The organism is Nocardiopsis sp. NPDC006139 (genome assembly GCF_040614155.1).
GTDB classification, from domain to species: Bacteria; Actinomycetota; Actinomycetes; order Streptosporangiales; family Streptosporangiaceae; genus Nocardiopsis; species Nocardiopsis changdeensis.
In genome coordinates this window covers 106,951-122,244 of sequence record NZ_JBEXTT010000013.1, presented here as the reverse complement: position 1 = coordinate 122,244, position 15,294 = coordinate 106,951, and the positions used below count along the sequence as shown (strand labels likewise).

At 77.4% G+C, this 15,294-nt stretch carries 10 protein-coding genes; 9 read left to right on the top strand and 1 reads right to left on the bottom strand.

The window, feature by feature from the left end:
- Positions 1 to 87: 87 nt before the first annotated feature.
- The 9 genes from ABZ249_RS18955 to ABZ249_RS18915 all read left to right on the top strand — a co-directional run bounded on the left by ABZ249_RS18955 (position 88) and on the right by ABZ249_RS18915 (position 14,240).
- Complete coding sequence (locus tag ABZ249_RS18955) at positions 88 to 1,752, top strand: serine/threonine-protein kinase (RefSeq protein WP_355264390.1); 1,665 nt, start codon at positions 88 to 90, stop codon at positions 1,750 to 1,752.
- Between the two features lie 171 nt (positions 1,753 to 1,923).
- Positions 1,924 to 4,524 carry a molybdopterin-dependent oxidoreductase gene (locus ABZ249_RS18950; protein ID WP_355264387.1) on the top strand — a complete coding sequence of 867 codons (2,601 nt, stop codon included), beginning with the start codon at positions 1,924 to 1,926 and terminating at the stop codon, positions 4,522 to 4,524.
- Positions 4,521 to 5,474, top strand: coding sequence for an FAD binding domain-containing protein (locus tag ABZ249_RS18945; RefSeq protein WP_355264384.1), 954 nt, complete (start codon positions 4,521 to 4,523; stop codon positions 5,472 to 5,474). The genes ABZ249_RS18950 and ABZ249_RS18945 overlap by 4 nt, the downstream gene beginning before the upstream one ends.
- Before the next feature lie 436 nt (positions 5,475 to 5,910).
- Complete coding sequence (locus tag ABZ249_RS18940) at positions 5,911 to 6,708, top strand: phytanoyl-CoA dioxygenase (protein ID WP_355264381.1); 798 nt, start codon at positions 5,911 to 5,913, stop codon at positions 6,706 to 6,708.
- A 6-nt stretch (positions 6,709 to 6,714) separates the two neighbouring features.
- Positions 6,715 to 7,287 (top strand): DUF6309 family protein, encoded by a 573-nt coding sequence (locus ABZ249_RS18935; protein ID WP_355264378.1) that lies wholly within the window; start codon positions 6,715 to 6,717, stop codon positions 7,285 to 7,287.
- Positions 7,284 to 11,438: an AMP-binding protein gene (locus ABZ249_RS18930; RefSeq protein ID WP_355264375.1), complete on the top strand. Its 4,155-nt coding sequence runs from the start codon at positions 7,284 to 7,286 to the stop codon at positions 11,436 to 11,438. The genes ABZ249_RS18935 and ABZ249_RS18930 overlap by 4 nt, the downstream gene beginning before the upstream one ends.
- Before the next feature lie 38 nt (positions 11,439 to 11,476).
- The gene (locus tag ABZ249_RS18925; RefSeq protein WP_355264372.1) at positions 11,477 to 12,337 is read left to right on the top strand and encodes a TauD/TfdA family dioxygenase; all 861 of its coding nucleotides are present in this window, start codon (positions 11,477 to 11,479) and stop codon (positions 12,335 to 12,337) included.
- A complete protein-coding gene (locus tag ABZ249_RS18920; RefSeq protein ID WP_355264369.1) occupies positions 12,334 to 13,092 on the top strand; it encodes an SDR family NAD(P)-dependent oxidoreductase in 759 nt (252 codons plus the stop codon). The genes ABZ249_RS18925 and ABZ249_RS18920 overlap by 4 nt, the downstream gene beginning before the upstream one ends.
- A gap of 185 nt (positions 13,093 to 13,277) precedes the next feature.
- Complete coding sequence (locus ABZ249_RS18915; RefSeq protein ID WP_355264366.1) at positions 13,278 to 14,240, top strand: trypsin-like peptidase domain-containing protein; 963 nt, start codon at positions 13,278 to 13,280, stop codon at positions 14,238 to 14,240.
- 63 nt (positions 14,241 to 14,303) lie between these two features.
- Here ABZ249_RS18915 and ABZ249_RS18910 read toward each other — a convergent pair whose 3' ends face one another.
- Complete coding sequence (locus ABZ249_RS18910) at positions 14,304 to 15,281, bottom strand: D-alanine--D-alanine ligase (RefSeq protein ID WP_355264363.1); 978 nt, start codon at positions 15,279 to 15,281, stop codon at positions 14,304 to 14,306.
- Positions 15,282 to 15,294 lie beyond the last annotated feature (13 nt).

The following is a 15,294-nucleotide window of genomic DNA, read 5'->3' as shown; positions in this document are numbered from 1 at the left end:
CGGGCAAGGTCCCCCCGGCCCCCGGGCCACGTCACAGTGAGCGATGGAGACCGCAGCGGGCGACTCCCCACCGACAGGGCGCGAACCATGACCACACCGCTCCTCCCCACCGACCCGGCCGCCATCGGCCCCTACACCGTCACGGCCCGTATCGACAGCGGCGGGCAGGGCACCGTCTACCTCGCCCGCGCCGCCGACGGCACCCGGGCGGCGGTCAAGGTGCTGGGCCGCACCTGGGAGGGCGACTCCCGCCAGCGCGACCGCTTCGCCCAGGAGCTCACCGCGGCCCGCCGCGTCGCCCCCTTCTGCACCGCCGCCGTCCTGGACGCCGACATGGACGCCGACCCGCCCTACATCGCCAGCGAGTACGTCCCCGGCCCCACTCTGCGCGCCGCCGTCGAGAGCGGCGGCCCCCGCACCGGCGCCGACCTGGACCGGCTGGCCATCGCCACCATCACCGCCCTGGCCGCCGTCCACGAGGCCGGGGTCGTGCACCGCGACCTCAAGCCCGGCAACGTCATCCTGGGCCCCGACGGCCCCCGCGTCATCGACTTCGGCATCGCCCGGCTGGTCGACGCCACCCGGCAGACCACCACCGTCGCCGGGACCCCCGCCTACATGTCCCCCGAGCAGATCCGCGGCCGCGCCGCGGGGCCGGCCGGCGACCTGTTCTCCTGGGCCTGCGTCCTGGTCTACGCCGCCACCGGCCACCGCGCCTTCCACGGCGGGACCACCCTGGCCATCGTCGACCAGGTGCTCACCTCCCCTCCGGACCTGACCGGCGTCCCCGACCGGCTGCGCCCCGTCCTGGAGCGCTGCCTGGACAAGGACCCCGGCCGGCGGCCCACCGCCATGGAGGTGCTGGGCGCGCTCATCGGCGGCGGCCCCCTGCCCGCGGCCACCCCCGCCACCCTGCTGCTGGAGCAGACCTCCACCGCGGTGGACACCGACACCGCCCGCATCCGCGCCGTCCCCGAGGTTCCCGGGCCCCGGCGGGGGGCCGCGCCCCCGTCCGACGGCGGGCCCGCCACCGGGCCGCTGCCCGCGGTCGGCCCCGCCGGGGGCGCCCCCGAGGGCGGGGCGGCACCCGGGGAGACCGCCGGAGGGCCCTGGCGGACCGGGCCCGCCGCGCCCGGGACGGAGGTCCCGCGCACCCGGGTGTCCCCGCGGACCGCACCCCGCACCGCGGGCCGCGGCCGCCCCGGCGGGCCGCCCGGCGGCGCTCCCCCGGCGCCCGCGGCGGAACGGCCCCGGCGGCGCCCCGCGGCCGGGTGGGTGACGGCCGGGGCCCTGGCGGTGCTCGCCGCCCTGGGCGGCGTGCTGTTCTGGGTCTACGTCCAGAGCACTCCCCCGCCCGTGGAGCCGGTCGGCAACACCCCGACCTCCGAGGAGGTCGCGGTGGACCCCTCCGCCTCCGAGGAGGAGCCCGTGGAGGAGGCCCCCTCCGAGGGGGAGGGCACCGGCGGGGAGGGCGGCACCTGGACACCGCCCACCGAGGAGACCGGCGGGACCGGTGGCGGCACCGGGACCGACTGCCACACCGACCCCCACCACCCCGACTGCGCCACGGTCGACCCGACCGACTGCGGGACCGACCCCGACGCCTGCCCGGACCCCGGTACGGGCGGGGGTGAAGGGGGCACCGGCGAGGGGACCGGGACCGGTGACGGGGGGACCGGCGGCGGAACCGACGGAGGGACCGGGGAGGCGGGCACCGGCACCCACGGGGGTACGGACGCCGAACTCCCGTGAGCCGGGTTCCGGGAGTCGGTGATCTGCGGAATGTCCGGAACCGCCACCTTTACGAAGTAGATCACACTCGGACGCGGCGATACCCGCCCGAAGACACCGTTGACACCCCGTGGGCGCCCCCCATAAGTTGTCATTGACAACATCCTCTTCGGGAAGAACACACAGAGCACTATGGACGCCCACGTCAACGGCTCACCCGTCACCGTCCCCGACTCCCCCTCCACCAGCGCCGCCGCGCACATCCGCGACGGCCTGGGCCTGACCGGCACCAAGATCGCCTGCGGCACCGGCGTCTGCGGCGCCTGCACGGTCCTCGTCGACGGCTCCCCCACCGTCTCCTGCCTGCTGCCCGCCGACCGGCTCGCCGGGCGCGACGTCACCACCGTGGAGGGCCTGGGCGGCGACCACCCCGTCCAGCGCGCCTTCGCCGCCCACGACGGACTCCAGTGCGGGTTCTGCACGCCCGGGTTCGTCGTCGAGGCGTCGGTGTTCGTCGACGCCTGGCGGGCCGAGCACGGCGACACCCGGCCCGACCGGGAGCGGATCGCCGACGCCCTGGCCGGGCACCTGTGCCGCTGCGGCGCCTACGAGGGCATCTTCGCCGCCGTGGCCGCCGCCTGCGCCGGGGAGTTCGACGGCGAGCCCGACCGGGACCCGCCGCGCGTGGACGCCCTGGACAAGGTCACCGGCCGCGCCCGCTACAGCGGCGACCACGCCCCGCCCGGCACCTGGGAGGGCGTCATCGTCCGCTCCCCGCTCCCCCACGCCCGGGTCCGCGCGGTGCACGCCGCGGACCCCGCGACCCCGCTGGTCGACCTGCTGCCCCCGGACCGCACCGTCCGCTACGTCGGCCAGCCGATCGCCGCCGTCGCCGCGCCCACCGCCGAGGCGGCCCGGGCCGCGGCCGCCGCCGTGACCGTCGACTACGAGCCCCGGCCCGCCGTGGCCGAGGTCGACGCCGCCCGCGCCCCCGACGCGCCCCTGGTCCACCCCACCCGGACCGACCGGTCCGGCGCCCCCTCCTACGGCGAGGCCCCCACTCCCCCGGCGCCCTGGACCGGGAACGTACGCGGCCCGGGCACCCTGAGCTGGCGCGGCCCCACCGCCGTGCGGCGGCTGCGCGCCGCCGCCGAGGCGGGCGACCCGCTGCTGGTGGCACAGGAGTACACCACCGCGACCCAGGTGCACACTCCGCTGGAACCGCACGTGTGCGTCGCCCACTGGAGCGGGGACGGCCTGCGCCTGTTCGCCTCCACCCAGTCCGTCAGCAGGCTCGCCGACCGGGTCGCCGCCCGCTGGGGGCTGGACCGGGACCGGGTGCACGTGGTGACCGAACACGTCGGCGGCGGCTTCGGCGCCAAGAACGGCATCTCCGTCGACATCCAGGCCGCCGTCGAGCTGTCCCGGGCGGCCGGGGCCCCGGTCCGGGTCGCCTTCACGCGCGCCGAGGAGCTCACCGACGCCGGGCACCGCCCCGGCACCCGCACCCGCGTGGCGCTGCTGGCCGACCGGGACGGCGGCCTGGCCGCGATGAGCGTCGACTCCCACGGCGACGGCGGCGTCTCCGTGGGCTCCACGACCGCCACCCTGGCCTTCCTCATGTACGGGCGCGCGCCCCGCCGGGTGCGCGACTTCGACGTGGTCACCAACCGCCCGCCCGGCATGCCCATGCGCGGCCCCGGCGGACCGCCGATGGCCTGGGCGCTGGAGCAGGCCGTGGACGAGATGGCCCGCCGGCTGGACGAGGACCCCCTCGCCCTGCGGCTGCGCTGGGACGGCAACCCCAAGCGGCGCGCCCTGTACGAGCGCGCCGCGCGCACCCCGCTGTGGCGGGAGCGGCCCCGCGGCCCGCGCACCGGCCGCTTCCGGCGCGGGGTGGGCGTGGCCGCCTCCAACTGGCTCTACCTGTTCGGCCCCCGGGCGCAGGTGGAACTGGTCGTCCGGGGCGGGGAGCTGGTGGCCCGCGCGGCCACCCAGGACTTGGGCACCGGCATCCGCACGGTGCTCGCCGGCACCGTCGCCGAGCGCCTGGGCCTGCCCGCCGGGGGCGTGCGCGTGGAGATCGGCGACTCCTCGTCGGTGCACGGCACCGGCTCCTACGGCAGCCGCACCACCCCCTCCATGGGGCCGGCCGCCGCGGACGCCGCGGACCGGCTGCGCGCCGCACTGCGCGAACTCGACCCGGGCGTCCCCGCCCGGGGTCCCATCGACGAGCACGTGCTCAAGGAGGCGCTGGCCGCCGCCGAGGGCCTGAGCGTGGTGGGCGGCCGCGGCCGCGACCGGTGGGGGGCGCTGACCCCCGAGATGTCCGGCGACCTGGCCATCGGCCGGGGCATGAGCGGCGCCGTGCACGTCATGGAGGTGGAGGTCGACACCCTGCTGGGGCGGGTGCGCCCCACCCGCTGCTGGGCGGGGATCGCCGCCGGGCGGATCTACTCTGAGCGCACCGCCCGCAACCAGTGCGAGGGGGCGGTGGTGCAGGGCGTGGGCTACGCCCTGTTCGAGGAGCGCCGCCACGACCCGCGCACCGGGGCGATCCTCACCGACGACCTGGAGGACTACCGCATCCCGGGCATGGGCGACGTGCCCGAGACCGAGGTGCACTTCCACCAGGAGGGGTTCGAGCACGTCCCCGGCGGCGGGGTGGGCCTGGGCGAGGTGTCCGTGGTGGGAGTGGCCGCCGCCCTGGGCAACGCCGTCTTCGACGCCACCGGGTGGCGTCCCCGGGAGCTGCCGCTGCGCCCGGACCGACTGATCGAGGGGATGCGATGAGCAACGTCGTCCGACCCGACTCCCTGGACGGGGCGCTGGCCGCCCTGGCCGCGGGGGCCCGCCCCCGCGCCGGGGGCCTGGAGCCGACCGGGGCCGCCCCGGTGGTGGACCTGACCGGTATCGCCGGCCTGCACGGGACCGCCCGCGACGGGGACGGGGCGACCCGGGTGGGGGCGCTGACCACGGTCGCCGCCCTGGCCGGGCTCGACGGGTACCCGGCGCTGGCCCTGACCGCCGGCGCGCTGGCCACCCCGCAGGTGCGGGGCACCGCCACGGTGGGCGGCAACCTGCTCCAACGCGGCCGCTGCGCCTACCTGGACCACCCGGCGTTCCCGGACGCGCACGCGCCGGGCCGGGAGTGCCCCTCCCGGGAGGGCGACCACCTGCACGGGGTGGTGTTCGACAGCGGCGGCTGCACCTCCCCCCACCCGTCGTCGCTGGCCGTCGCACTGCTGGCCTACGACGCGGCGGTGGAGGCCGTCGGCCCGGGCGGGACGCGCACGTTCCCCCTCGCCGACCTGTACGGACCCGCGGACCCCGGCCGCGACCACCTGCTCTCCCCCGACGAGGTGCTGACGGCGGTGCTGCTGCCCGCCCCGGTACCCGGCGAGCGGGCCGCGCACCGGCGCGCGGCCGGGCGCGCCCGGGCGGAGTGGCCGCTGGTGGAGGCCGTGGTCCGGCTGCTGCCGGGCCCGGACGGGACGGTGGAACGGGCAGCGGTGGCCGTCGGGGCGGTGGCCCGGGTACCGCTGAGGCTGCCGGAGGTGGAGGAGGCCCTGGCCGGGGCGGCGACGGGCGCGGCGCCCGGCCCGCGGGTGGCGGCGGCGCTGGACGCGGTCGCCGCCCGCACCACCCCGCTGCCGGGCACCCGCTACAAGGCCGCCCTGCTGCGGGCCGCCCTTCAGGACACCGTCGAACGCGCCCTGCGGGAACGGACGAACGGGCGATAACGGTCGTACCGAACAGGAAGAACGCCGCCGGGACGGGATCTCCCCCGCCCCGGCGGCGTTCTTCGCAATCCGGGAGAACACCGGCACCTGAGGGAATTTTCGGGGACCCGTGAATTCTTCGACCCCTTGCGCCACATCGGCCACACACGTCTTTCCCACACCTGAATTCACCCCAGAAAAACGCCCTGACCTGCACGTTTTCGGAATCCAAGAAGTATTCGAGGAATAACCCGAGGTCACAAGCCGATTCATCGGAGAGCCTTGACACGACTCCGGGCCGATGGAAAATTGATTCCGGGAATAAGCGGAACTCACCCCCTCCGGAAACCCCCCGTTGTTTTCCACGGGAAACACCGCCCGAAGAACATCGGCCGGCGTCCCCGCGATGAACAATTCCGGCACCCCTGAAAACCGATGTGCGAATCCGGGTGGTACCTTGACCCTCCCCCCTTCCGTGCGCGACGAGAACGCGGACGACCTCAGAGAACGCTTCGCCGCATCCGGCCACCTCGTCCTCCCCGGCCTGCTGCCCGACGACCTGTGTCGGCGCCTGCTGCCCGAGGTGGACCACTGGGTCGACCGCGGGCTCCGAGAACGCTCGATCGCCTCCTCCCTGGCCCCGGACCGGCACGGTCCGCCCCCGCTCGTGGAACTGGAGATGCCCGCCCACGCGGAGCTCCTCACCTTCACGCCCCTGCTGGAGAGGATCGCCGCGCTCATGGGCGGCCCCTTCGTCCACCACCACCTGCACAGCGCCCGGCACGGCCCCGACACCGAGGGCAAGCCCTGGCACCACGACCGCGAGCCGCACGACGGGGACCGCGCGGACCTGCTGATGGTCCACGCCCTGCACTACCCCGCGGGCCTGGACGCCACCATGGGGCACCTGGCGGTGCTGCCCGGCTCGCACCGCGAGCGCGCCGGCAAGACCGCGCGCGCCCACCTGGGGACCGCCGTCCTGCCGGGCGAGACCGTCATCGCCGACCTGCCCCCCGGCTCGACGGTGCTGCTCGACTCCGCCCTGTTCCACGCGCGCCGGGCCGTGCCGCACCGAGGCGCGGGCCGCGACCGCTACTTCATCGACGCCTCCTACTGCCAGGTCGGGGGGAGGTGGCGGCCCGCCAAGCCCCACTGGCGCGACATGCTGCGCCGGGCCCGCCGGCTCGAACTGGGCGGCGACCGGTGGCCGGAACTGTTCGCCGAGCGCCACTTCACCGAGTACAGCGCGGGCTGAGGCCCCGTGGAGCGGCTCGGAGAGGTCCGCTTCGACGAGGTCCTGGCCGCCTACCGCGGCGACCACCCGCGGGACCGGCCGCACGAGGCCAACTCGAACGGGGACGGCGAGGAGAACCTGGAGCGCGCCGAGCGGATGCTCGGCACCTGGTCCCGGGTCCGGCTGACCGCCCGGGAGGCCCTGGGCGTCGTCCTGCCCTGGCACCTGGCCGAGGGCGGGGCCCGGGAACTGGTGCCCCGCACCGGCCTGACCGTCGCCCGCGCCGCCGAGGTCCTGCGCCGGGGAGGCCCGGAGCTGGCCCGGGCCAACCCGGTGTGCGCGGCCAAGCTCGACCTGCTGGCCCGGGCGCCCTTCACCCCCGTGTACCTCAGCACCCGGCCGGTGGACCACGACGACTACGCGGACCTGCGGGTCCGCGGCGGCCTCGTCCACCTGGACGGGCTGCACCGGATGCTCGCGTGGGAACTGGCCGGACGGCTGGGACCGGGAACGCGCCTGACCGCCTTCGTCGCCGGCCTGCCCGGCACCGCCCCGCCCCGGCCCCGCCCGGGGACACCGACCGCGGAACGGAGAACATGACCGCGCCCCACCGCCCCGCCCCCGCCCTGCCCGACCTCCTCGACCTGGCCGCCCGCCGCCACCCCGAACGCCCGGCCCTGACCGACGGCGACCGCTCGCTCGACCACCGCGGGCTCCGTGCGGCGGCCCTGCGCACCGCGGCGGCCCTGGAGCGGATGGGGGTGCGCCGGGGCGACCGGGTCGCCCTGGCGGGACCCCGCGACGCCCGGCTCCCGGCCCTGCTGCACGGGACCTTGTGGGCGGGCGCCGCGGCGGTGCTGGTCGACCCGGGCTGGAGCGGCGCCGACCTGGCCCGCCGCCTGGACGCGGCGGGGGTCCGGTACGCGCTGGCCGCCGAGGAGGGGGCCGGGATACCCGGCGAGCGCAGAGTCGAGGTCCTGGACCCCTTCCGGGCCGGATCCGGACCGGTCCCGGCGGCCCGGCCCGCCGCCACCCCCCGCGACACCGCCTACCTGTCCTTCACCTCGGGTTCCAGCGGCGAGCCCAAACCCGTGGCCGTCACCCACGCCAACGCGGTCCACTACGCCCGCGCCCTGCGGCGGCGGCTGGGCCTGACCCGCGCCGACGCACCGCGCCTGGCCCACGTCACCACCCTGGCCGCCGACCTCGGCCACACCGCCTGGCTCCTGGCCCTGGCGACCGGGGGCTCGGTCCACGTCGTCCCCGACGGCCTCGCCCGCGACCCCCGGGCCTTCTGGCCGTGCCTGGCCCGCCACGGGACGCGCTGGCTCAAGACGACCCCCTCCCACCTCGCCGTCCTGCTGGAGGGGCGCCCCGCCGACGCCCCGCCCCTGGACACCCTGATCCTGGGCGGTGAGGCCCTGCCCCGCGCCCTGGCCGCCGACCTGCTGGAGCGGGGGGTCGCGCACCGCGTGGTCAACCACTACGGCCCCACCGAGACCACCGTCGGCGCCACCTGCTTCACCGCCCGGGAGGCCGCCGGGCTGCCGGCCGACGAGGCCACCGTGCCCATCGGCACCCCCATCGGGGACGCCGTGCTGCGCCTGGTCGGACCCGCCGGGGACACCGTCGCGGGGACCGGCGAGGGGGAGCTCCTCATCGGGGGGAGCGGGGTGGCCGCGGGCTACCTGGGCCTGCCCCGGGAGACGGCCGAGCGCTTCGTCCGGATCGACGGCGGGCGCGTGTACCGCACCGGCGACGTGTGCCGCCGCCGCCCGGACGGGAACCTGGTCTTCGTCGGCCGCACCGACCGGCAGGTGAAGGTGCGCGGCTTCCGGGTCGACCCGGACGGGGTCGAACGGGTCGCCGAGGCGTGCGCGGGGGTGGCCCGCTGCGCGGTGGTGGTCCGCACCACCCCCGACGGCCCGCGGCTGGCCGCCGCGGTGCGGCTGTCCCCGGGCGGGGACCCGGAGGCCGTGCGCGCCCTCCTGCGCGAGCGGCTGCCCGACCACGCGGTCCCGGCCCCGCTGGTGGCCCTGCCCGAACTGCCCACCACCCCCAACGGCAAGCTCGACCGGGACCGGATCGCCGCGGAGATCGACCGCGTGCTCGGCTCCCGGGCCCGGGAGGCCGGGCCGCGGGCGCCGGAGGCGCCGGAGCCGGAGGGGCCCGGGACCGCCGACGCGATCGCCCGGCTGTGGGCCGCGGCCCTGGGCGTCCCCGCCATGGCCCCGGACGCCGACGTGCTGGCCCTGGGCGGTGACTCCATCCTGGCGATGCGCACGGTCTCCCTGCTGCGCAGGCTGGGGCGGCGGGCCCGGTTCGAGGACTTCTACCGGCACCCGACCCCCGCGGGGTTGGCGCGGGCGTCCCGTCCCGGGGAGGCCCCGGCCGCCCCCGGGGCGGGGCGGGGGGAACCGGACCCGGCGGCCGGCGGCGCGGCGGCCCCGGCCCAGCGCTGGCTGCTGGGGACCCCCCTGAGCGACCCGCGGCACTGGAACCAGTCCGTCCTGCTGCGCTGCGGGCGCCGGGTCGTCCCCGAGGCGCTCACCGCCGCCGTGCAGGCCGTCCTGCACCGGCACGAGGCTCTGCGCCGCCCCATCGGCCCGGCCGGGCCGGGCGCGCCCCGGGCCGCCGACGGCCCCGGGGCGGTGGGCTTCTCCCCGCTGCCGGACGACCCCGCGGACGCGCCCGCCGCGATCCACGGGGTCTGCACCGAGCTCCACCGCTCCCTGGACCCCGGCTCCGGGCGCCTGCTGCGGGTCCACCTCTTCCGGGGCGGCCCCGGCTCGGACGACCGCCTGGCGGTGATCGCCCACCACCTGGTCGTGGACGGGGTGTCCTGGCGCATCCTTCTGGACGACCTGGCCCACGCCTACCGCCGCGCCCTGGACGGGACCCCGGACACCGCACCGGCCGGGGACTTCTACCGCTGGGCCGCGCGGGCCCCGCAGGCCGGCCCCCGGCCCGCCCCCGCCCCGGCCCCGCGCGACGGCGCCCGGCCCCGGGCCCTGGTCTGGTCCCTGCCCCCGGACGCCACCGCCGCGCTGTCCCGGGCGGGCGGCCGCCGACTGGAGGCCCTCCTGCTCGGCGCCTTCGCCCGGGCCCTGCGGCACCGCTGCGGACCCGGCGGGACCGACGTGGAGGTGGAGACGCACGGCCGGGACACGACCGCGGCGGGCGACCCCTTCCTCGACACCGTCGGCTGGTTCACCGCGGTGCGGCGGGTACGGCTGCCCGGCACGGCCTCGCCCCGGGACGTGGAGCGCGCCCTGGCGGCCGCCCCCGAGATCCCCCTGGACGCGCCCGGCGAGCGGCCCGCCACCGGCTTCAACTTCCTGGGCGCCTTCCGGCCGCCGCGGGAGCCGTCCCTGCGCTGGTCCGCGGCCCCCGAGCAGGCGGGCGTGGCGCGGTGCGACGACGGCGACACCCTCCAGGACCTGCGCCTGACCGCGCGGGTGGTGGACGGCCGCCTGGTCGCCGACCTGGTGTACGCCCACCCCCGGGTCGCCGATTCCGAGGCCGGGGGGATCGTCGCCCGCTTCGGCGCGGAGGTCGCCGCGGCCGCCGGGGCGGAGCCCCCCGCGGCGGTGCGGGCCCCGGCCTCCACCTCCGGCCAGCCGCTGCTGGCCGGGGCGCCCCCCGAGCCCCGGGCCCGGGTGTCCCGCGAACCCGTAAGGGTCCTGCTCACCGGCGCCACCGGGTACATCGGCGGCCACCTGCTCACCGAGCTCCTGGAGCGGGGCGCCCGGGTCACCTGCCTGGTACGCGCCTCCACCGACGCCGAGGCCGTGCGCCGGGTCGGCGGCGGCACCGGCGCGGTCGAGGCCGTGCGCGGGGACATCACCCGCGAGGGGCTGGGGATGGACGAGGCGGCCGTGCGCCGGGCCGGCCGGGCGCACGCCGTCGTCCACGCGGCGGCCGACGTGCGCCTGGTCGCCCCGCCGGCCGAGCTGGAGAACGCCAACACGGCCGCGGTGCGGCGGCTGGTGGACTGGATGGACCGGCACGCCCCGGGCGCCCGGCTGCACCACCTGTCCACGCTCGCGGTGTCCGGGACGGCGGCGGGCGGCCCCCGCACCTTCGGGGAGGCCGACCTGTGGATCGGGCAGGAGTTCCGCACCCCCTACGAACGGGCCAAGTTCGCCGCCGAGGAGGTGCTCCGCTCCTGGGCCGCCTCGGGCCGCCCCTGCCACGTGCACCGCAGCGGCCACGTCGCCGCGCACAGCCGCACCGGGGCGTTCCAGGCCAACATCGCCGACAACCGCGTGTACCAGCTGGTGCGCGGCTACGTCCTGTCCGGTGCCGCCCCCCGGCGGCCGGGCGACTCCTTCGCGTTCTCCTACGTGGACACCGTGGCGGCCGCCATCGCCTCCCTGGCACTGCACCCCCACACCGCCCCCGGCGTGTACCACGTGGAGAACCCGCACACCGTCGCCCATGATGACCTGGTGCGATGGATCAACGCGTGCGGCCACCCCGTCGCCCTCGGGGACGACGCCGCCTTCGCGGCGGCCCTGGAGCGCGCCGAGCGGCTCCACCCGACCGAGATCGGCCTGGCGGCGGCCTGGTCGCGGCTCGGGGAGCGCAACGTGACCGTGGACTCCGCCTACACGGTGTCCGTCCTGCGACGGCACGGCATCGCCTTCGCACCGCCCACCCGGCGCTGGTGGGCGGCCGCCCTGGCCTGGGCCTCGGACGCCGGGTTCCTCCCCCCGGCGCCCGTGCCCCGGGAGAGCGTCACCCAGTGAACAGCCGCCACTCCTTCCCACGATCCCAGGAGAGAGCCTTGACCGACCGCAGCACGCTCGAACTCGGATGGACCACCGACGACCTGAAGAACCGGCCCTCCCTGTGGACGACCCGGCTGGACGACGCGGAGCGCGACGCCCTGTGGGCCGACGCGGCGAAGGGCGACTGGAACGGGGCCGTACCGGTGCGCGAGCGCCTGCGCTCCTTCCTGTCCGGCGGGCTGGGGGCGGTCGGGTTCGCGCACGTGTCCAACGCGGCGGTGGCCTCCCGCCCCGAGTCCGAGCTCGCCTCGGGCCTGCTGTTCCTGCTCCGCGCCCTGGGCGAGGTCATCCCCCAGAACGCGGAGGGGGCCCTGACGCGGGTCCTGCGCGACCAGGACGGCGACGGTGCCACGGAGCTGGCGTTCCACTGCGACACCTGCGACGTCCTGGTGCTGCTGTGTCTTCAGCCGGCCGCCGACGGCGGCGGTCGGACCCGGCTGGCCAGCGCCCGCACCGCGCGCGACATCATCCGCCGCGAGTACCCCGGCGCCCTGGCCGAGCTGGAGGGCGACTGGACGTTCGACCGCACCGGCCGGGCCGGGGAGCAGGTGGTGGTCACCCCCATCCTCTTCACCGGGCCGGACGGGACGTCGAACTGCTACTACCAGCCGCGCACCGTGCGCACCTCCCCGGAGCGGGGCGGTCCCCCGCTGACCGACCGCCAGTGGGAGGCCCTGGAGACCCTGGACGGCGTGCTGTACCGCCCCGAGGTCGCCTTCACCCTCGGCATGGAGGCGGGCGACCTGCTGCTGCTCCGCAACAGCCGGGTCCTGCACGCGCGCACCGCCTACACCGACGAGCCCGGGCCCCGCGCCCGGCGGATCCTGCGCGCCTGGATGAGCGCGGAGGAGCTGTGAGCGGCACGGGGCGCGGCGTCTGCGTCGTCACGGGGGGCGGCAGCGGCCTGGGGCGGGCCGCCGCCCTCGCCCTGCTGGGGGACGGGTGGCGGGTGGTCGTGGCGGGCCGCCGCGAGGAGGCCCTGAAGGAGACCCTGCGGCTGGCCGGGAGCGACGCCGGGAACGCCCTGGCCGTGCCCACCGACATCCGCGACCCCGAGGCGGTCCGGGAGCTGTTCGCCGCCGCGGTCCGGGAGCTGGGCCGGGTGGACCTGCTGTTCAACAACGCGGGCGCGGCCGTCCCGCGGGTCCCCGTGCCCGAGGTCGACCTCGCCGACTGGCACACGGTCCTGGACACCGTCGTCACCGGGACCTTCCTGTGCTCGCGGGAGGCGTTCCGGGTGATGCGCGACCAGTCCCCGCCCGGCGGCCGGATCATCAACAACGGCGCGCCCTCCGCCCACGTGCCCCGGCCGCACGCGATCGCCTACACCGCGGCCAAGCACGCGGTCCTGGGCATCACCCGGTCCCTGGCGCTGGACGGGCGGGCCCACGGCATCGCCTGCGGGCAGATCGACGTCGGCAACGTCGCCCCCGCGGACGGGGGGCCGCAGCCCGCGGCGATGCAGGCCGACGGCTCCATGGCCGTGGAGCCGGTGATCCCGGTGGAGCGGTTCACCGATGCCCTGCTGCTGATGGCGGCGATGCCGCCGGGGGCGAACGTCCACTCGCTCACCGTGCTGCCCACCGCCATGCCCTACACGGGAAGGGGCTGATCCCGGACCCGGCCCCCCCTTGCCCGGCACCGGCGGGGCGTGGTGTCATCGGGGCGTCGGGCCGGTGACACGGGTCCGACCGGGCCGGTGGGCCGCCGTGGCGTGGCGGCCCGCCGGCCCGCGCGTTCGCCCTGGGCGCAAGGGCTTCCCGGCATCAGCGGGGGCCGGCCGGTGTTGGGGTGCACATGGACGCTGAGAAGAACACAGCGCAGACACCGGACCAGGAAATCCTCGACTCCTACAGTTCCACCGTCACGGCCGTCGCCGAGACGGTCCTGCCCAGCGTCGCCGCCCTGACCCTGCGCGGCCCCCGCGGCTCCGGCTCCGGATCGGGCGTGGTCTTCACGCCCGACGGGCTCCTGCTCACCAGCGCACACGTCGTCGACGGCGCCGACCGGGGCCGGGCCGCGTTCGGCGACGGCTCCGAGGCCGCGTTCGCCGTGGTCGGCGCCGACCCCCTCTCGGACCTGGCGGTGCTGCGCACCGAGCGCGACCTCGCCCCGCCCGTGAGCCTGGGGGACGCCGACACCCTGACCGTGGGCCGCCTGGTGGTGGCCGTCGGCAACCCGTTCGGGCTGTCGGGATCGGTCACCGCCGGGATCGTCTCCGGACTGGGCCGGTCGCTGCCCGCCCGGGAGGGGCGGCACGTGCGGCTCATCGACGACGTCATCCAGACCGACGCCGCCCTCAACCCGGGCAACTCCGGGGGCGCGCTGGCCGACTCCCGGGGCCGGGTGGTGGGCGTCAACACCGCCGTCGCCGGGTACGGGCTGGGCCTGGCGGTGCCGATCAACTCCACCACCCGCGGCATCATCGCCGACCTGGTCTCCCGGGGCCGGGTGCGGCGCGCCTGGCTGGGGGTGGCCGGGGTCCCGGCCCCGCTGCCGCCGGAGATCGCCGGGCGCACCGGCCGCACACGCGGCCTGCGCGTGGTGGAGGTGGTGCCGGGCAGCCCCGCCGGGGTCGCCGGGATCCACCTGGGCGACGTGGTCCTGCACGCCGCCGGCCACCCGGTCCAGGACGGCCAGGGACTGCAGCGGCTGATGCTGGGCACGGCGATCGGCTCGCGCATGCCCATCACCGTGCTGCGCAAGGGCGCGCTGGTGGACGTGGTGGCCGTCCCGGAGGAGCTGGCCCCGGCCCGCTGAGCCGGGCGCGCGGAACACGGAGAGGGGCCCGCCGGTCGGCGGGCCCCTCTCCCCCTGTCCGGGTCAGCCGCGCAGCAGCGCCTGGTGGGCCAGCTCGCGGCACAGGACCGCGAAGTCCAGCCCGGCGGCGGCCGCGGCCATCGGGAAGGTGGAGGTCTCGGTCAGCCCGGGGGCGACGTTGGCCTCCAGGAAGATGACCTCGCCCCCGTCGGTGACGATGAGGTCGGTGCGGGACAGGTCCCGCAGCCCCAGCGCGCGGTGCGCGGTCAGCGCCACCTCGCGGGCCGCCGCCAGGACCTCCTCCGGCAGCCGGGCCGGGCAGAAGAACTCGGTGCGGCCGGCGGTGTAGCGGGCGGCGTAGTCGTACACCCCGCCGTCGGGCACGATCTCCACCGGCGGCAGGGCGGTGGGCCCGTCGCCGGTGTCGAGCACGCCCACGGCCAGCTCCGTGCCCTGCACCTGCTCCTCGACCAGGGCCGAGTCGCTGTAGGCGAAGCACGACACCAGGGCGGCCGACAGGTCCTGCACGCCGGTGACGGGGGTGGCGCCGAACGCCGATCCGCCCCGGTCGGGCTTGACGAACAGCGGCGAGCCCAGCCGGTCGGCGAGCCTGGCCAGCAGCGCCGGGGCGCCCAGGTCGTGGAAGGCGGACTTGGGCAGGACGACGCCGCGCGGCACCCGCACGCCGCGGGCGGCCATGAGCGCCTTGGCGGTGGGCTTGGCGTAGGCCAGGCGGCAGGCGGCGGGTGAGGCCCCCACGTAGGGGACGCCGACCAGGTCGAGGACCTCGCGGATGGTGCCGTCCTCGCCCGCGGACCCGTGCAGGACGGGGAAGACCACCTGGGGCGGGTCCGCGGTGAGCCGGTCCAGCAGGGTGGCGTCGACGTCGGCGACCTGGACCTCCACGTCCAGTCGGCGCAGCGCCTCGGCGACGCTGCGTCCGGAGTGGACGCTCACCTCGTGTTCGGGGGACAGGCCCCCGGCGAGAACGAGAACGCGGTCAAGGTCGGCCACGGCGCGGACCTCCTTCTGTGCTGTCATGGTGCTCGGTGCC